The sequence below is a fragment of the Methylobacterium sp. 77 genome (genome assembly GCF_000372825.1).
GTDB lineage: Bacteria > Pseudomonadota > Alphaproteobacteria > Rhizobiales > Beijerinckiaceae > Methylobacterium.
This window is the reverse complement of the sequence record NZ_KB910516.1, coordinates 4,547,113-4,564,999: the sequence shown is the minus strand read 5'-3', so window position 1 is coordinate 4,564,999 and position 17,887 is coordinate 4,547,113. Positions and strand designations below refer to the sequence as shown.

Annotated in this window: 16 protein-coding genes and 1 pseudogene; 7 read left to right on the top strand and 10 right to left on the bottom strand. The window is 65.7% G+C overall.

Annotation, left to right across the window (positions count from 1 at the left end):
- The first annotated feature begins 213 nt into the window (after positions 1 to 213).
- The gene (locus tag A3OK_RS0121620; protein ID WP_019906983.1) at positions 214 to 858 is read left to right on the top strand and encodes an SspB family protein; all 645 of its coding nucleotides are present in this window, start codon (positions 214 to 216) and stop codon (positions 856 to 858) included.
- A gap of 150 nt (positions 859 to 1,008) precedes the next feature.
- On the opposite strand, the gene A3OK_RS0121615 is transcribed toward A3OK_RS0121620, so the two are convergent.
- Positions 1,009 to 2,403, bottom strand: coding sequence for a cytochrome P450 (locus tag A3OK_RS0121615; protein ID WP_019906982.1), 1,395 nt, complete (start codon positions 2,401 to 2,403; stop codon positions 1,009 to 1,011).
- Positions 2,404 to 2,545: 142 nt separating this feature from the next.
- Here A3OK_RS0121615 and fumC point away from each other — a divergent pair, with 142 nt between their 5' ends.
- The 3 genes from fumC (at position 2,546) to A3OK_RS0121600 (ending at position 4,561) form a co-directional block, all read left to right on the top strand.
- The gene (fumC, locus tag A3OK_RS0121610) at positions 2,546 to 3,970 is read left to right on the top strand and encodes a class II fumarate hydratase (RefSeq protein ID WP_019906981.1); all 1,425 of its coding nucleotides are present in this window, start codon (positions 2,546 to 2,548) and stop codon (positions 3,968 to 3,970) included.
- An 11-nt stretch (positions 3,971 to 3,981) separates the two neighbouring features.
- Complete coding sequence (locus A3OK_RS0121605; protein ID WP_019906980.1) at positions 3,982 to 4,173, top strand: DUF4169 family protein; 192 nt, start codon at positions 3,982 to 3,984, stop codon at positions 4,171 to 4,173.
- Positions 4,174 to 4,330: 157 nt separating this feature from the next.
- Complete coding sequence (locus tag A3OK_RS0121600; protein ID WP_019906979.1) at positions 4,331 to 4,561, top strand: ribbon-helix-helix domain-containing protein; 231 nt, start codon at positions 4,331 to 4,333, stop codon at positions 4,559 to 4,561.
- Positions 4,562 to 4,567: 6 nt separating this feature from the next.
- Here A3OK_RS0121600 and A3OK_RS0121595 read toward each other — a convergent pair whose 3' ends face one another.
- The 6 genes and pseudogenes from A3OK_RS0121595 to A3OK_RS0121575 form a co-directional block, all read right to left on the bottom strand.
- Positions 4,568 to 5,950 (bottom strand): heterodisulfide reductase-related iron-sulfur binding cluster, encoded by a 1,383-nt coding sequence (locus tag A3OK_RS0121595; RefSeq protein ID WP_019906978.1) that lies wholly within the window; start codon positions 5,948 to 5,950, stop codon positions 4,568 to 4,570.
- Positions 5,951 to 6,062: 112 nt separating this feature from the next.
- Positions 6,063 to 6,605 (bottom strand): annotated as a pseudogene (locus A3OK_RS0121590) (DUF2585 family protein); the annotation flags it as partial.
- 49 nt (positions 6,606 to 6,654) lie between these two features.
- Positions 6,655 to 7,308: a hypothetical protein gene (locus A3OK_RS24225; RefSeq protein WP_155912086.1), complete on the bottom strand. Its 654-nt coding sequence runs from the start codon at positions 7,306 to 7,308 to the stop codon at positions 6,655 to 6,657.
- Between the two features lies 1 nt (position 7,309).
- The gene (locus tag A3OK_RS0121585; RefSeq protein WP_019906976.1) at positions 7,310 to 8,497 is read right to left on the bottom strand and encodes an FAD-binding protein; all 1,188 of its coding nucleotides are present in this window, start codon (positions 8,495 to 8,497) and stop codon (positions 7,310 to 7,312) included.
- Between the two features lie 99 nt (positions 8,498 to 8,596).
- Positions 8,597 to 10,045, bottom strand: coding sequence for a polysaccharide biosynthesis C-terminal domain-containing protein (locus A3OK_RS0121580; protein ID WP_019906975.1), 1,449 nt, complete (start codon positions 10,043 to 10,045; stop codon positions 8,597 to 8,599).
- 137 nt (positions 10,046 to 10,182) lie between these two features.
- Complete coding sequence (locus tag A3OK_RS0121575; RefSeq protein ID WP_019906974.1) at positions 10,183 to 11,181, bottom strand: magnesium transporter CorA family protein; 999 nt, start codon at positions 11,179 to 11,181, stop codon at positions 10,183 to 10,185.
- A gap of 212 nt (positions 11,182 to 11,393) precedes the next feature.
- On the opposite strand from A3OK_RS0121575, the gene groES reads away from it, so the two are divergent.
- Together groES and groL are read left to right on the top strand one after the other, a co-directional pair.
- Positions 11,394 to 11,681 carry a co-chaperone GroES gene (groES, locus tag A3OK_RS0121570; protein ID WP_026597525.1) on the top strand — a complete coding sequence of 96 codons (288 nt, stop codon included), beginning with the start codon at positions 11,394 to 11,396 and terminating at the stop codon, positions 11,679 to 11,681.
- 89 nt (positions 11,682 to 11,770) lie between these two features.
- On the top strand, positions 11,771 to 13,414 hold the full coding sequence (groL, locus tag A3OK_RS0121565; protein WP_019906972.1) for a chaperonin GroEL: 1,644 nt from the start codon (positions 11,771 to 11,773) through the stop codon (positions 13,412 to 13,414).
- A 229-nt stretch (positions 13,415 to 13,643) separates the two neighbouring features.
- Here the strand turns inward: groL and A3OK_RS0121560 are convergent, their stop codons facing one another.
- From A3OK_RS0121560 to A3OK_RS0121550, 3 genes are all read right to left on the bottom strand, one after another.
- Positions 13,644 to 15,293, bottom strand: a complete 1,650-nt coding sequence (locus A3OK_RS0121560; RefSeq protein ID WP_019906971.1) for a TadG family pilus assembly protein — start codon at positions 15,291 to 15,293, stop codon at positions 13,644 to 13,646.
- Positions 15,293 to 15,733 (bottom strand): TadE/TadG family type IV pilus assembly protein, encoded by a 441-nt coding sequence (locus A3OK_RS0121555; protein WP_019906970.1) that lies wholly within the window; start codon positions 15,731 to 15,733, stop codon positions 15,293 to 15,295. The genes A3OK_RS0121560 and A3OK_RS0121555 overlap by 1 nt, the downstream gene beginning before the upstream one ends.
- 736 nt (positions 15,734 to 16,469) lie before the next feature.
- Positions 16,470 to 17,216, bottom strand: coding sequence for a hypothetical protein (locus A3OK_RS0121550; RefSeq protein WP_019906969.1), 747 nt, complete (start codon positions 17,214 to 17,216; stop codon positions 16,470 to 16,472).
- Positions 17,217 to 17,559: 343 nt separating this feature from the next.
- Between A3OK_RS0121550 and A3OK_RS0121545 the strand changes: the two genes are divergently transcribed.
- A complete protein-coding gene (locus A3OK_RS0121545; protein WP_026597522.1) occupies positions 17,560 to 17,856 on the top strand; it encodes a hypothetical protein in 297 nt (98 codons plus the stop codon).
- Positions 17,857 to 17,887: the final 31 nt, after the last annotated feature.

Below are 17,887 nucleotides of genomic sequence, written 5' to 3'. Positions count from 1 at the left end.
CAGAATCCTGGGTTCTTGGATACGGTGTCAATTCACCGCCCCTCGCGGAGCCCGCGGCGGGAACGGCGCGATTGAAACCGGCGTTCGACCGGATCATACCGGTTGAACGGGGTAGGAAAAGGCGGCCGATCCCGGCAGGCCTTCACGTCAATTCACCGACCCGGTGCGCCACCCGCGCGATATTCCGGCAGGTACCGGGCAAAGCGACAACCGATGGCAGACGATCTGATCCGTTACGACCTTCTGGTTCAGGATGCCCTGCGCGGCGTCGTGCGCAAGGTTCTGACCGACGCGGCCCGAGACGGCCTCGCCGGAGAGCACCATTTCTACGTGTCGTTCCGGACGGAAGCGCCCGGCGTGCGGATGTCGCAGCGCCTGCGGGAGAAATATCCGCAGGACATGACCATCGTGCTCCAGCATCAGTTCTGGGATCTCGGGGTCACCGAGCATTCGTTCGAGGTCGGCCTGTCCTTCTCCGGCGTGCCAGAGCGGCTGCTCGTGCCGTTCGACGCGCTGAGCGGATTCTTCGATCCCTCGGTCCAATTCGGCCTCAAGTTCGATCTGAACGAGACGGTGGAAGAGGAAGCGCAGGACGATGCGCCGCAGGCACCGGGCGCCAAGAATGCGCCGCGCGGTGCGGCCTCGGAGCCGAGTGAGATCATGCCGAAGGGCAAGGCCGTCGCGGCCATCGGCGCCAGCGTTCCCAAGCTCCTGCCGGCCCAGGGGGCGAGCCAGAACCTCGACAAGACCGAGGATGGCGCCGACGGCAAACCCGCACGCCCGGCGGCCAAGAAGACCGAGGGCGGCGAGGCCAGCGCCGAAGTCGTCAGCCTCGACGCGTTCCGCAAGAAGAGCTGAACGCCTTTCCCGGACGCTCGAAGCGCAGAGGAAAGCGATCCTAGACCCGGAGCGGTACGGCGTCGCCGCCGGGGTCCGGACGCTTCGCGGCTCCGCCGGCCAGGCGCGGGATTCGGTTCCGCGTCGCGTCATCCATCGCGAAATGCGATGTCAGGACCGCCGCTCCACCTGCATCCGTAAACCGTGCTCGGGCCGCAGCGTCACGCGCTGCAGCGGCGTCACCGGGGCGTGACCCGGCGCCAGGGTGAAACGCGCGCGGCGGGCGATATGCGCCAGCACGATCACCGCCTCCTGCAGCGAGAAACTCTGGCCGATGCAGACGCGCGGTCCCGCTCCGAACGGCAGATAGGAGAAGCGCTGAACCAAGGCCCTGTTCTCGGGCAGGAAGCGCTCGGGCATGAACGCCTCCGGCTCGTCCCAGAGGGTGCGGTGGCGGTGGAGCACGTAGGGCGCCACCATGATCAGCGAGCCTTTCGGGATCTTGATCCGGCCGATCCGGTCCTCGGCGATGGCCTGCCGGCTCATGAACGGCACCGGCGGGAACAGCCGCATGGTTTCCTCCATCACCGCCTTGGTGAAGGGGAGCGCATCGGCATCGAATGCATCGCCCTCAACCGCATCGACCTCGCGCTCGACAAGGCCTCGCGCCTCATGGTCCTGCGACAGGCAGTAGAGCGCCCAGGTCAACGCGTTCGCGGTGGTCTCGTGGCCCGCGGCGATGAAGGTGACGATGTTGGCCCGCACCTCGAAATCGGTCAGGCCCTTGCCGGTCTCCGGGTCCTGCGCCTCAAGCAGCAGAGTGAGCAGGTCGGACGGTGCCGTACCGGCATCGAGTTGGCCCCGGCGGCGGGCGATGAGCGCGTTCACCACCTCCTCGAAGAAGCGGATCGCCGGCCTCGCCCGGATGCGGCCGATGCGCGGCACGAAGGCGGGCACGCCGAACACGTCCATCGGGTCCACGGGGCCGACGGATTCGAGGAAGCGCGTGATCGCGCGGCCGAGGGCGTCGGGATCGCTGGACAGACCTTCAGTGAAGATCGTCCGTTCGAGCACGTCGAGGGTGACGCGTGTCATCTCCAGCGCCACGTCGATGCCGGTGGCGTCGCGCCGGGCGAGGCGGCGGCCGATCCGCGCGCCGGCCTCGTTCATCGGGGCGGCGAATCCGAGGACGTGGCGGGCCGAGAAGATCGGCGCCAGCGTGCGGCGCTGGAGCTTCCACTCCTCGCCCTCCGCCGTGAGAAGGCCGTTTCCCAGGCCCGGCGCGAGGACACGGCGCTGCAGGTCGTCCTTGCGGTAATTGGCGGCGTTCTCGACGAACAGGTAGCGGATCAGGGCCGGATCGCTGACCACGGTGACGCGCCCCATCGCGCCCTCGCGGGCCACGACCGGCTCCACGAAATGCTCGTCGAGCCAGGTCGTGATCGGGTTGGCGCGCACCGCCTTGAGAAAGGCGAACAGCCCCGCCTGCTCGCGCCGGGGGCGCGGGACCGAGGGACGGAAGCGAGGCGGTGCGTCGGGCTCCATGGTCGCGGCGTCCACAGGCATCGGCATGGATCCTCGTTGGCATCGCTATGGGGAGGCGCCTGACTCCGGCATGGACCTGTGACGCCTTCGGCAAAAGCACCATCGCGGTTTCACGCCGCACCGTCTAAGTAGGGCCGCATAACCCGCCATCTAAGAGGCCACGATGTCGCCGCTCGAAAGCCCCACCGATACGTCCGCCACCCGGACCGAGTCCGACACGTTCGGCCCGATCGAGGTTCCGGCCCATCGCTACTGGGGTGCGCAGACCCAGCGCTCGATCCAGAACTTCAAGATCGGCACCGAGAAGATGCCGGCCCCCCTCGTCCACGCGCTGGGCATGGTCAAGCAGGCCGCCGCCCTGGTGAACCAGGATCTTGGCGCCCTCGACCCAAAGGTGGCCCAGGCCGTCGCCGCCTCCGCCGCCGAGGTGGTCTCCGGCGAGCACGACCAGGAATTCCCCCTGGTGGTCTGGCAGACGGGCTCGGGCACCCAGTCGAACATGAATGCCAACGAGGTCATCGCCAGCCTCGCCAACGAACTGCTCGGCGGCAAGCGCGGCGGCAAGTCGCCGGTCCACCCGAACGACCACGTCAATCGCGGCCAATCCTCCAACGACGTGTTCCCCACCGCGATGCACATCGCGGTCTCGCGCGAGATCAACGATCTCCTTCTGCCGTCCCTGGAGCACCTGCACGACGCACTTCAGGCCAAGTCCGAGGCGTTCTCCGACATCGTCAAGATCGGCCGCACCCACCTGCAGGATGCGACGCCGGTCTCCCTCGGCCAGGAATTTTCGGGCTATGTCGCGCAGATCGCCCTCGGCACCGAGCGGGTGAAGGCGACGCTTCCGGGCGTGCTCGCCCTGGCGCAGGGCGGCACGGCGGTGGGCACCGGCCTCAACGCGCATCCGGACTTCGCCGAGAAATTCGCGGCCAAGGTCGCCGAACTGACCGGCCTGCCCTTCACCTCGGCCGCCAACAAGTTCGAGGCGCTGGCCACCCACGACGCCCTCGTCTTCACCCAGGGTTCGCTGTCCGCGCTGGCGGCGGGCCTGTTCAAGATCGCCCAGGACATCCGCCTGCTGGCATCCGGCCCGCGCTCGGGCCTCGGCGAATTGTCCCTGCCGGAGAACGAGCCGGGCTCCTCGATCATGCCGGGCAAGGTCAACCCGACCCAGTGCGAGGCGCTGACCATGGTCTGCGCCCAGGTGATCGGCAACGGCACCACGGTGAGCTTCGCCGGCTCCCAGGGCAATTTCGAGCTCAACGTGTTCAAGCCGGTCATCGCCAACGCGGTGCTGCAATCGATCCGCCTCATCGCCGACGCGGCCGTGAGCTTCGCCGACAATTGCGTCGTCGGCATCAAGGCCAACGAGGACAGGATCGCCGACCTGATGAGCCGCTCGCTCATGCTGGTGACGGCGCTCGCCCCCTCGATCGGCTACGACAAGGCCGCCGAGATCGCCAAGACCGCTCACAAGCGCGGCACCACCCTGAAGGAAGAGGCCCTGCGCCTCGGCTACGTCACGGAGGAGGAGTTCGACCGTGTCGTCCGCCCCGAGACGATGCTGGCGCCGAGCGTCGACTGACGAGGGTCCCCATGGCCGAGATCATCAACCTGCGCTCGGTCCGCAAGGGCAAGCTTCGGGCGGAGAAAGAGGCGAAGGCGGAGGACAACCGCATCGCCTTCGGCCGGCCCAAGAAGGCGAAGACCCTGGCCGAGGCCAAGAAGGCCATCGAGTTCTCGCGCCACGAGGGCCACAAGCTCGTGGGGCCGGATTCGAAGGAATGACGCGGGAAGCGACCGTCCCTTCCCCCTCTGCGGGGGAGGGTGGCCCTCGCGTGAGCGAGGGTCGGGAGAAGGGATCGCGTTGTCCGGAGAGGTCGCCCCCTCTCCCGCCTGCTTCGCAGGAACCCTCCCCCGCATTGGGGGGAGGGCCGCGCGCGCCATGACCACCGGCATCACCAAGCATTCCGTGATGATCGCCGGCCATCGCACCAGCGTGTCCCTGGAGGATCCGTTCTGGGAGGTCTTAAGCGAGATCGCGGCGGAGCGTGGCCAGTCGGTTCAGGCGCTGATCGGCGGCATCGATGCCGGCCGGGAGGGACAGAACCTCTCCTCGGCCATCCGGGTCTTCGTGCTGAACGCCGTCCGCGATCCAAGGCCGGACCCCGCCTGAGGCGGGTTATTCCGCGGCGAGCAAAGTCCGATCCGGAAGCCCCTCCAGCACCGCCGGCTTCGGTCCGCCCGTCGCCCAGTCGAGCAGTTCCACCGTGTGGACGATCGGAATGGCGGTGCCTTTCCCGATCTGCGTGGCGCAGCCGATATTGCCGGTGGCGATCACGTCCGGGCGCATCCGCTCGATATTGGCGACCTTCCGGTCCCGCAGGCGGTTGGCGATCTCCGGCTGGAGGATGTTGTAGGTGCCGGCCGAGCCGCAGCAGATATGGCCCTCGGGCACGTCCTTCACGGTGAAGCCGGCTTTCTTCAGCAGGTTCTTCGGCTCGGTCCGGATGCCCTGGCCGTGCTGCATCGAGCAGGCGGAATGGTAGGCGACCACGAGGTCGCTCTCGAAGAGCGGCGGCATCAGGCCCAAGGTTGCCACGTATTCGGTGACGTCCTTGGCGATGGCGGAGACCCGCGCCGCCTTGTCGGCATAGGCCGGGTCGTCGCGGAACATGAAGCCGTAATCCTTGATCGTCGTGCCGCAGCCCGAGGCCGTGACGATGATCGCGTCGAGCCCCTGGCCGTCCATCTCGGCGATCCAGGCATCGATGGTGCGCCGGGCCTGGGCGTGCGAGGAATCCGCCTTGCCCATATGGTGGGTGAGCGCGCCGCAGCAGCCCTCGCCCTGCGCCTGGACCACCTCGACGCCGTGGCGCGTGAGGAGACGGATCGCCGCCTCGTTGAAATCGGGGCGCAGGACGCTCTGGGCGCAGCCGCGCAGGAGGGCGACGCGCCCGGCGCGGGCCGGCGCGGCCTCGCCCTGGAGCAGGGCGCTGGCTTCCCGCACGCGGTTGTCGGCGGGGAAGGTGCCCGGCCGGTCGGTGATGGTGCGGTTCGGCAGGAGTGCCGGCGCGAGGTCGAGCATCGCAGCGAGCCGGTTGCCGACGCGGGGAAGCTGGGCGACGAGGGGCCGGAACGGCGCGCCGATCTTGGCGGCCAGGAGCGCCAGGCGGAAGCGGTTCGGGTAGGGCAGCACGAAGGCGAGCACGCTGCGCAGGAGCCGGTCGCTCAGAGGCCGGCGATAGGTCTCCTCGATATGCGTGCGGGCGTGATCGACGAGGTGCATGTAATGCACGCCCGAGGGGCAGGTCGTCATGCAGGACAGGCAGGAGAGGCAGCGGTCCACGTGCTTGACCACCTCGGGCGTCGCCGGCTTGCCGCCCTCCAGCATGTCCTTGATCAGGTAGATGCGCCCGCGCGGGGAATCGAGCTCGTCGCCGAGGAGGAGATAGGTCGGGCAGGTGGCGGTGCAGAACCCGCAATGCACGCAGGTCCGCAGGATCTTCTCCGAGGCCGCCATCGCCGGGTCGGCGAGCTGCGTCAGGCTGAAATTGGTCTGCACGGCGTTTCCTCAGGGTCCCGACATCGTCCGGTGCCGGGCGTTCTTTCGCCGCCCGGCGCTGTTTCCCGCAGCTTAGAGAGAAACGCGACGGAAGCCGAGCCTTGGAATGGCTCTAAGCCCCGGCCTGCCACGCCCGGATAGCGGGAAAATCGTGGAGGAGCATGAGCACGTTGAGGGTGAGATTGTTGCGGATGGCGTAGCCGACGCCGATCTCCATGGCGACGCCCGCCATCACCACCACCGAGGCCGGAAGCCGGCGGGCGAGCCAGAACCCGAGGGCCATCGCGGCGATGTCGCAGAGCGAGTTGAGCACGCTGTCGCCGACATAGCCTGCGGCCATGGTCGCCTGCCGGTAATGCGCGATCACGGCCGGCGTGTTCTCGGCAATCTCCCAGGCGCATTCGACGCCGACGGCGATGAGGAAGGCGAGGCCCAGCGGCAGCGGCCGACCCGCGATCCGGCCGAGGAGGTGGATCGCGCCGTAGAACAGAAAGCCGTGGATGATGTAGGACGGCGTGTACCAGTCGGCGATCTGCTGCGAGTTCTCGGGGCCGTGGACGTTGCCGTACCAGAGGCGGATCGTTCCGCAGGTACAGATCGGCTCGCGCCCCATGGCGATGAAAATCGCCATGGGGCTTAATAAAATATCACAAACGACAGCACAATATTCGCATTATTGACTGATATTATTTTAGTTTCTATGTTTATTGGCGCCGCAGATACACGCAAATCGCGCCGCCAACCCACCATCCTTCGTCTTCAAATTTCTTAGGTTCGTCAAATTGATGATACATATTTCCTTGAGATATGTTGCTATTTTCAATATTTTCTATGCACTTTGCTTTTTTCCGTTTGATGTCATCCAAACAGTCTGATTTTGAGTGCCCTCTTCCAGAAATAAATCCACAAATCAGACCAAATTTCACAGAACCACCGGCTAAGTTATCAGAACGCTTTAAAATTCCAAAAATCCGATTTGCATCCACCGCAAATCCATCCGCTGCCGCATTTCTTTTTACTTCGATAGGTATAAGTGGCTTCCCATCTTTGCTCATTATCAAAATATCAATGCGCTTTGCACCGTTAACTAACTTAGGAATTCGACCACGTGATTTTCCGGCCCCAGACTCCGCAAAAATTTCTTTGAATGAATGCTCTAAAACTATGGACTCTTCGCTTAGAAAGCCGTCCGTATCTTTTGGAAGCATATCAAAAATTGCTTCGGCGATTTTTGTTTGGAGAAGACCTTCAACGCCAGATCCATCTATAGAGAATCCATTTGAAATCTTCTCATAAAAATCATTTGCATTTAAAATACCATAGATAGCCGCATTGATAACATTGTCTTTTGTTAGCATCTCAAATCCCTGCATACATCCGACCCGGATTGAACACGCCCTTGGGGTCGTGGGCGGCCTTGATCCCGGCCGTCATGCGCAGCAGCGGCTCGGACAGGGGCTCGAAGACGGCGGTCGCGGCACGGACCGCGTCGGGGGCCCGCACCAGAGTGGCGTGGCCTCCGGTGGCGCGAAGGGCGGCGCGGATCATCTCGGCGCCGGCATCGCCCTCGGCCGATGTGGCGAGCCAGACGAGGCCGCCGCCCCAATCGTAGAACCAGCGCGCCTCGCGCCGCGCGGCGATAGCGGCGGTGACGATGGGCCCTCGCGTCGGCGCCGTGGAAATCCGCCACACGGCGGATGCGCGCGGCTCCGTCAGCGGGATCACGTCGCGGATCGCCGCCCACAGGACCGCACCGATCTCGTCCTCGATGATCTCCGGCTCGCCGAAGCGCTTGAGCAGCTTGCGCAGCTCGCCGAGGCGATAGTCGAGGGATTCCGAGAAGCCTTCCAGGCGCATCAGGGTGCGGGGGCTCGGCCCGTCGAGGCCGCCCGGCAGATGGGCGGCCCCGGTGAGCTCGAACGGCGAACCGAGGGCGGCGCTGAGGGCGGCCACGGCGGTTCCGTCGTCAAGCCCCGAGAAGGCCAGGGTCGCCACGCGTTCCTGCACCGGGAGCACCTTGAAGGTCACTTCGGTGAGGAGGCCGAGGGTGCCCCAGGAGCCGGCCATGAGCTTGACGAGATCGAGGCCGGTGACGTTCTTCATCACCCGGCCGCCGGATTTGATCGCCTCGCCGCGCCCGTTGACGAAGCGCACGCCGATGAGGCTGTCGCGGGCGGCACCCGCATTGATCCGGCGCGGACCCGCATTGTTGGTCGCGGCCACGGCGCCGAAGCTCGGCTCGCCGGCCGAGCCCATCAGGATGCGATGGTCCATCGGCTCGAAGGGCAGCATCTGCCCGCGCTCGGCCAGGAGCGCCTGGACTTCGGCGAGGGGCGTGCCGGCGCGGGCGGCCACCACCATCTCGGCCGGTTCGTACAGGGTGATCCCGGACAGTTTCAGGGCCGAGAGGGTCGCCTCGTCCTGCGCGGGGCGGCCGATGGCGGCCTTGGTGCCCCCGCCGACGAGCCGCATCGGCTCGGACCGGCCGGCGGCATCGGCGACGATGGCTTGCGCCTCGCCCTCGTCCTGAGGCTCGTATGAACGCATCTGTCCTGCCCGCTCTTCCTGCCCGCCGCGATGCTCGACGGCACCTTGGGGTGGATCATATGCGGGAAGGGACGCCCCGCTTTCAAGCGGGCGCATGTCTCAGGCGACCGGTGTGACCGCGCGCTCTCGAAGATAGGAGGCGACGAGGCCGCGCAGCCCGGCGATGTCGAACAGGCCGACGAGGGCGGCATAGACGAGGACGCCGAGCGGCAGGCAGATCGCCAAGGCCACGGCCGGGTCCATGTGCCGGAACGGCGTGAGGCAAGCCATCATCGCCAGGGTGGCGGTGCAGGCGGCGAAGACGTCCCACCAGTCGATGCGCAGCCGGCGCGGTCCGGTGAGCGCCCGCACCGCCAGCCACAGGGTCGAGGCGACGAGGCCGGCGCTCTGCGCGATGGCGATGCCCGGCGGCCCGAAATGCGCCGGCAGGATGAACAGGCAGACGGCGTTGACGGCGAGACCGATGATGGCGGCGGCGATGACCGGCACCGTCTTGCGGCGGATCTGGAAGATCGGGTTGAGGCCGAAATTGATCAGCGTCCCGCAGAGCAGGCCGGGAATGAGCAGCATCGCGTAGAGGGCGAAGGGTCCGCGATAGGCTTCCGGCACGACGAGACCCTGGATCGCCGGAAGCACCGCCCAAAGGCCGCCGGCGCAAGGCACCATCAGCGCCACCACGATCCCGGCATTGCGCCCGATCTGGGCTTCGGCCGCGACATGGCCCTCGTGCTCGTCCACCCGCACGGCGAGCTGGAACAGGATGAGGTCCAGGGCCGTCCCGATCATGCTGAGGCTGCGCGAGGCGACATCCGCCGCGAGGGCGAAATAGCCGGCCTCCGCCAGGCCGAACGACATGGCGATGGCGCTGCGATTCAGGAACGGCGTGATCTGGTAGATCGCGTTCGCGGCGATCAGCGGAAGCCCGTAGGCGCGAAACAGCCGCCAGGTCTCGCTCATGCGCACCCGGACGATGGGCACCGGCGGATCGAGCATGGGCCTGCGCAGCAGGACCACGGGCAGGAACTGGCTGAGCCCGCAGGCGACGAGAACCCAGACCGGCTGGGGAAACAGCCAGGCCGCGCCCGCCATGAGCAGGAGCGACAGGCCGTTCTTGACGATCGTCAGCTTGAGATAGAGCCCGCCGTCGAACCGCGCCCGCGTCAGGGCCGCGTGATAATCGAACAGGCCGATACCGAAGGCGGCGAGACCGGCGCCCGCCGCGATGGCGAAGCGGCCCTCGGCATCCATCTCCACCGTTGCGCCGAGAATGGCGCAGAGGGCGGAGGCCACGAGCAAGACCAGGGCGAGGACGGCATAGGCGCGGTCGAGCCCGTGCCGGATCCAGGGCTCCTCGCGCCGGACGCGGTTGGAATAGAACCGGGTCGCCGACAGCCGCAGCCACTCGAAGACCAGGGTGTTGAGGACCACGGCGCCGGTGGTGGCGAGGCCGAAAAGACCGAAATCCGCCGGCCCCATCAACTTGGCCAGGAGCAGGCCGAGGCCGAAATTGAGCCCGGCATTCAGGATGAAGGCGACGATCACGGCCATGCGGTCGACTCTGGTCGCCGGAATCCCGGCATTGCTCCCGATCCTTGCGCACCGGCCCGCAAAGATTCCCCTAACCCCCGAGATCCTTCAAACCTCGAGATCCTTCCAAACCTCAAGGGGACCGGATCGACCGCGTTTCAGAACCACCCGCGCAGCTTGAAGAAGATGACGGGGATGATCGCGCTGATGGCGATCAGCGAGAGACCATAGGGATAGCCATAGGCCCAGTCGAGTTCCGGCATGTGCTTGAAGTTCATGCCGTAGAGCGAGGCGATCAGGGTCGGCGGCACCCCCACCACCGAGACGACGGTGAGCACGCGGAAGGTGTTGTTCTGCTCGATGTTGATCAGGCCGAGGGTGGCGTCGAGCAGGAACTGGACGTTCTCGGACAGGCGGATCTCGAATTCGTCGAGGGAGGCGATGTCCCGCCGCAGGGTCTCGAAGCGCGGGATCTCGGCCGCGCCGAGGAGGTGCTCGCACTCGCCGGCGACGAAGGGGAGGATGCGCTCGAGGCCGAGCAGGCTCGATCGGATCTTGCCCAGCGCCTTGCCCCGGCGCCCGACGCTGCGCAGGATGCGCCGGAGGGCGAGATCGCGCCGTCGCGGGGTCTTGTCGGAACCGGCGACGCCCCCTGCCCTCACGTCGAAATCGAAGATCCGGGTGGAGAGCGCGTCGAGGTCGGCGCCCATCTCCTCCAGGGCATCGGCGAGGCTGTCGACCAGCTCCTCCACCAGCAGGAGGAAGATCTCGGTGCCGGTCTGGCAATCCCCGTCGCCCTCGCCGATGCGCTTCTTCACCTCGGCGAAGGCGCGCAGATCGTTGAACCGCACGGTGATGAGCCGGTCCTTGGTCAGGACGAAGCCGAGCGGGGTGAGCTGCGAATCGACCTTGTCGAAGGTGATCATCGGCGTGGAGAGCGAGAGGCCGTTCTTGAGGCGCCGCAGGCGGCTGGAATTCTCGACCTCGCTCAAGGCCTTGCGCGAGGGCACGCGCAGGCCGGTCGCCTCCTCGATATGCGCCGCCTCCTCCGCGCTCGGATCGTTGAGATCGATCCAGATCGCGTGGCTCGGCACGGAGCCGCCTGAAGCCGCACCGGAATGCTCGACCGCGCCCTGCGGTCCCTGGAGGCTGATCATGAGGTGATTGTCATCCGTCTGTCGGCATTCGCGTAGCAGAACATGCTGCGCAAGGCGGCATGACGCGACGTCGCCATCTTGACTCGCCAGGGGCTTGAGCCTACCTCCCGCTTGTCTTTGGCACTCTTCGCTCGGGAGTGCTAACAGCTGGGTTGGGCGTGCCCTTCGGCCGCATCAACGCCATCCATGAATTCGAAGCAAGAGGGCAGCTCATGAAGTTCCGTCCGCTGCACGACCGTGTCGTCGTCCGTCGTATCGAAGGCGAAGAGAAGACCAAGGGCGGTATCATCATCCCCGACACCGCCAAGGAGAAGCCGCAAGAGGGCGAGATCGTCGCCGTCGGCCCCGGCGCCCGTGACGAAGCCGGCCGCGTGAACGCGCTCGACGTCAAGGCCGGTGATCGCGTGCTGTTCGGCAAGTGGTCCGGCACCGAGGTCAAGATCGACGGTCAGGACCTCCTGATCATGAAGGAATCCGACATCATGGGCGTCGTCGCCTAAAGCGACCCTGCCCTCTTCCTTCTTCCCCATCCGAGCCCTTCGAGCGCCGCGACGGCGTCTCGGGGCTTCCAACCTCATGAGGATCTAACATGGCAGCGAAAGAAGTACGCTTCGGCTCCGATGCCCGCGAGAAGATGCTGCGCGGCGTCGACATTCTCGCCGACGCGGTGAAGGTCACCCTCGGCCCCAAGGGCCGCAACGTCGTCATCGAGAAGAGCTTCGGCGCTCCCCGCATCACCAAGGACGGCGTCACCGTCGCCAAGGAGATCGAGCTCGCCGACAAGTTCGAGAACATGGGCGCCCAGATGGTGCGCGAAGTGGCCTCGAAGACCAACGACATCGCCGGCGACGGCACCACCACCGCCACCGTCCTGGCCCAGGCCATCGTCCGTGAAGGCGCCAAGTACGTCGCCGCCGGCATGAACCCGATGGACCTCAAGCGCGGCATCGACCTCGCCACGGCCGCCGCCGTGAAGGACATCGTCGCCCGCGCCAAGAAGGTCGCCTCGTCCGAGGAAGTCGCCCAGGTCGGCACGATCTCGTCGAACGGCGACAAGGAAATCGGCGAGATGATCGCCCATGCCATGCAGAAGGTCGGCAACGAGGGTGTCATCACCGTCGAGGAAGCCAAGACCGCCGAGACCGAGCTCGACGTCGTCGAGGGCATGCAGTTCGACCGTGGCTACCTCTCCCCGTACTTCATCACCAACGCGGAGAAGATGGTCGCCGAGCTCGAGGACCCCTACATCCTCATCCACGAGAAGAAGCTGTCGTCGCTGCAGGCGATGCTGCCGGTTCTCGAGGCCGTGGTGCAGACCGGCAAGCCGCTCGTCATCATCGCCGAGGACATCGAGGGTGAGGCTCTCGCCACGCTCGTCGTGAACAAGCTGCGCGGCGGCCTCAAGGTCGCTGCCGTCAAGGCCCCCGGCTTCGGCGATCGCCGCAAGGCGATGCTCGAGGACATCGCGATCCTGACCCAGGGTCAGATGATCGCCGAGGATCTCGGCATCAAGCTCGAGAACGTCACCCTCCCGATGCTCGGCCGCGCCAAGCGCATCCGCATCGAGAAGGAGACCACCACGATCATCGACGGTGCCGGCGAGAAGACCGAGATCGAAGCCCGCGTCGGCCAGATCAAGGCTCAGATCGAAGAGACCACCTCCGATTACGACCGTGAGAAGCTCCAGGAGCGTCTGGCCAAGCTCGCCGGCGGCGTCGCGGTCATCCGCGTCGGCGGCGCGACCGAGGTCGAGGTCAAGGAGAAGAAGGACCGCGTCGACGACGCGCTCAACGCCACCCGCGCTGCGGTGGAAGAGGGCATCGTTCCCGGCGGTGGCACCGCCCTCCTCCGCGCCCGTGAGGCCGTTCGCGTCCTCAAGAGCGACAACCCGGACGTCCAGGCCGGCATCAAGATCGTGCTGAAGGCTCTGGAAGCCCCGATCCGCCAGATCGCCGCCAATTCCGGCGTCGAGGGCTCGATCGTGGTCGGCCGGATCACCGACAACCTCGACTCGATCACCTTCGGCTTCAACGCCCAGACCGAAGAATACGTCGACATGATCCAGGCCGGTATCGTCGATCCCGCCAAGGTCGTGCGCACCGCTCTGCAGGACGCGGCTTCGGTCGCCGGCCTCCTCGTCACCACCGAGGCCATGATCGCCGACGCTCCGAAGAAGGACAGCGGCGCTCCCTCGATGCCGGGCGGCGGCGGCATGGGCGGCATGGACTTCTAAGAAGTCCAAGACGCCCACGCTTGAACCAGGATGTCCAAGCCCGGCAGGCCGGGCTTGGATGGCGGCATGGACTTCTAAGAAGTCCGGGACGCCCACGCTTGAACCAGGATGTCCAAGCCCGGCAGGCCGGGCTTGGATGGCGGCATGGACTTCTAAGAAGTCCAGGACGCCCACGCTTCGGCTAAGTTGGAAAAGGGTCGCCGCGAGGCGGCCCTTTTTCGTGTCCGGATCACTGAACCAGCACGGCCTGGTCGCAGCGCGCGCCATCGACCGTCAGGTCGGCGGTGCCGAGCCTCAAGCCGAGCGTGCGCAGGGTGTTCGCCAGGACGCCGTCGAGGGCCGGGGCGACACCGGACAGGGCCGTGGCGACGGTGCTGGTGAGGAGACCCGGCGCGATGAGGCCGAGGCCGTTCACCGAGAGGCTCATGTTCTGGATCAGGCTCGTCACGGCCGATTGGGTCATGCCGTAGGACGTGACCGTCTTCGAGGTATGCCGCGTGATCTCGTCGTCGTTGAAGCTCACCGACTGCGCGTAAGGGCTTCCCAGCGTCAGGCGGGATCGCGCGCTGACATTCAGCAACGGGGTGACCTGAAGGATGGTCGCCGCCCCCGTCAGGTCCGGCGTGGCCGCATTCGGGTCGATCAGGTTGCCCGGGATGTTGGCGATGGCGAGATCGGCGAGCCCCGGCAGCGCGTCGAGGCTGATCTGCCGGCGGCCCGTATCGGACCACGGGCAGGTGACCGTCCGCAGGGTCGCCTTCGCCTGCGCCGCCTGGACGTAGATCGGCAATGTCAGCGAACCGAGGCCGAGCGGCAGGGTGAGGCTCGCCTCGATCAGGATCCGGGTCTGGGCCGTATTCACCGTCGCCTGGGGAGAGTTCGGTTGCACGTATCCCGAACTCTGCTTCCGCTCGCCGATGCCGATGGTGATCTGCGTCTTGAGCAGGCCCGGAATCGACGGTCCGAGATTGACCGAAACCTGACGGTTTCCGTTCGCGATAGACACCGCTTCCGAGAGCGTATCGAGCACGCTGATCTGAGGACCCTTCGTTCCGGCCCCCGGCGACAGAGCCGCCAGGTCGCCGAGGCCGACCACGTCGCTGATCTGCAGGGTCTGCCCTCCGGCCTGCAGAGCCGCCGAGATCTGCGCGAGGGCGGAGGAGGCCGCCGAACCGCCGCCGGTCGACGCGGCGGCCACCTGGAGAGCGGCGGTGAACTGGCCGATCGTCGCGCTGCCCTTGATGATGTCCGAATAGCTTCCGGCCTTGAGGTTGAGGGTCGGCGCCAGCGCATCGAGGAACCGGAACGCGTCGATCCGGGTGCTCAGCAGCGCGTTGTAATCCATCACCGACAGGGACAGCGTCCGTCCCAGCATGGCGCCGAGGATCGCGTTGGCGATGCCGGCATCGACGGAGGCGAGGCCCGAGCCGATGGTGAAGGACGCGAATTGTGCCGTGGCGGCGGTGCCCTTCACACCGATGGCGACGTCGCGACCGAAACCGAGGGCCGGTGCGAAATAGGTCGGCGTGGTGGTCTGAATGGCGACCCGGACCGCGCTGGCCGGCGCGACGCCGGCGACGAAGCGGGATCCCGCGGCGAGCTTGGCGTCACCGGAATAGGTGCCGGATTCGACCACGATCTGAGCGGCCGCGTAACCGTTGTCGCTGAGGGACTGGCGTGCCAGCGCATTGGCGTTGGTGAGATTGGTGGCCGCGATCATCGCGGCGAGGTCGACCGCCCCCTGTGCGCGACGACGCGCGAGGACCATGGCGCCGAGATCGACGCCTATCGCGGCGACCGCCATCAGGGCGGTCATCCCGAAAGCCGTGAACACCGCGACGGAGCCCCGTCGATCGGTGGAGAAGGTCGAGGCCCGCATCACAGGCCCCCTCGCCGCACGCTCACCGAGCTCTTGATCAGGTCCGGCGGAATCGGGATGAGGCCGGAGAAGCCCGAAAAGCCGAGGGCCTTCGAATCGAAGGTCAACGTGACCGTGTAGAGCGACGTATCCGCCGCATCGGGACCGACTTGGACATCCACGGTTCCGGGCTTGAACATGGCGCCACCTGCCAGGGCGGAGCTGACGCGCTGACGTGCGAAATCCGCTCTCTCCTGGTCGTTGACACCCGCGATCGAAGCACGGGCAGCATCCGATGCGAGCTGCCTGAGATTGTGTGACGCGCCGAGATAGATGCCGAACACGACGATGCCCGCGAACAGGCCGAGCAGGACTGGAACGACCAGTGCGAACTCGACAGCCGAAGTACCTTGCGTGCAATCGAAAAATGATCGCTTAGTATTGCCTTGAAGTTGTTTCATAGCCATCGCCGTGACTTCAGAAAAACCGAGAATCTGATGTGGTCAGCGACGAAGGATCGGATCGAATTCATAACAGAATCTTGATACGATCTTCTAAGTTCGGCGGCGTTCGCTATCAGGCCGCGCATGTGGAATTAATCTATGTTTGATTCGAATCAGAAAACAACCTATGTATAAGTATATTATCCTTTTCGCTACCGTGTATCGGCCAGAATTATGCAACTTTTAGATTGCATGAGAAAAATCTCATATAAATTAATTTCTCGGCCAGTTCGAGAAACAAAAATTAAATGACACCGGTATGGTTGTATTCAATTCGCCTGCGGCACTGACCGAGCGTAAATCGCTAGCACTCGTCAGGTAAGTTGCGCAAAATCGTTCTGTCTTGGATTGTGCGCTTTCGAACGATTTCGCCCTAAATGCTCAAGCCTCAGGCGCATGCTGATACCGTGGCGTCAGATTTTCTTATGAGAACTTATGCTCATCATGAAAATCAATCTATGCGAGCACTCATACGCTGCTTGATTGAGTGATCATCGAGGTATCGAAGAGCCATTGGAGAATAAGCGCTTTCTCTCCAAGGCGCGGCCATCGATGCCCGCTTGCGGATGCCGCGTCGTCATTTGCTATGGGATGATGGCTGTCCGGCAATGCCAAGATATCGCGGTTTCGCGCTGTCCTCTGTAAGGACTAACGCGCGGCAGGCCGAGATTTCGGCGCTTGTCTCGCCTGGACGTCAGCCCGCGCGGCGTCCGCACCGGATATACGAGGCATCGCCTCGCGGGCTCGACCAGGTCAGCCGGTCACCGTCGACGACCAGCTTGACCTGCGACGACCAGCGCCGGCCTCCATCGCTGCACGACGCCGCCACGCTCCAACTCGCACCGAGGCGGCGCCCGTCGCGGAAGGTGCAGACCGTGTTTCCGGCCCGTGCCCCGCCCTCGGTTATCCGCGCCGGGATATACCCCCGCCGCCTCGCTCCGCGACGGCAGGCGATCTCGTTGGGTCCCCAGAGGCCGACATAGGCTGCCGGCTCGATCGGCGGAGACGCGGTTGCGCCGCCATCGATCCGCGACGCCGCCTCGAGATCCTGCTTGAGGGCCACGGCCCGGACGTTCGATGAAACGGTCGCCCCCTCGCCCGAACCCTTGATCGACCCCTTGGCCGACGTCCCTTCTAGGCCGGGCCCGGCCGTCACGTCCGACCAGGGCGCGCCGCCGCGGTTGGGGCGTGACGCGCCACCCGTATCCTCGAACGGACCCGGTTCGTTGAAGGCGGCCTGCGCCGTGCCGGTTTCGGGCCGTGCCGGCGTGTCGTTGGTGAGGAGGACGGTGCTGTAGCCGAGCAGCACGCCCCAGCCCATGGCGAGCGCCAGCGGAAGGACGAGGGTGCGTCGAGACGTGGCGCGCGCCTCCGGTGGCGCCGAGGATGGCGCTCCGTCGTCGATGATCCCCGCTGCCGTCCCTTCGATGCCCGCAGCCATCGCCGTCTCCCGTCGACCTTCACTACATTGGCGGAGCGATCCTCGCAGCGGCCTTGGCCGCGTCGATCCCTCACCGCTCCATCACGCCCTCGCCGATCCGACGTCGCTGCGTTCTTGCCGGCGTCGTTCAGTTCTCGCCGAAGTCCTTCAGTCCCTGCGGATACCGTTGTGTTCTTGCAACACCGGCCGCAGGAAAACAAGCGGACCGTTACTCTGTCTCGGCGTGATCGATAGCAGTGGATAGACTCCGTGAATACGGCGAGCGAACGGCAAGGCCTTCCCGTATCTCATCAAAACTGCCATGCTCAAGCTTGTGAGAAACAAGTCAGTGCGCCGAGCTACCGTGACGAGACGCCTCGCCATCGCCGTCTGCGTCGCCATCGCAGCCCCGGCCAGTGCTCAAGCACCCCCCTCCACTCTGCGGATGACCTGCGCGGACGCGATGGCCTTCGTGAGGAGGGACGGGTCGGCCACGATGTCGCCCCAGATCGGCAAGACCGAACGGTTCGTCCACGACCGCAGCCTCTGCGGCCTGACGGAGATCGCCGAACTCCGCTTCGTGCCGACGCGCGACAACATCGAATGTCCGGTCGGATACCGCTGTCGCGAGCCCGATTACGGTGACTGGGACTGGCCCTGATCCGTCTTCACGATTCTGAAGGCGCCCGACC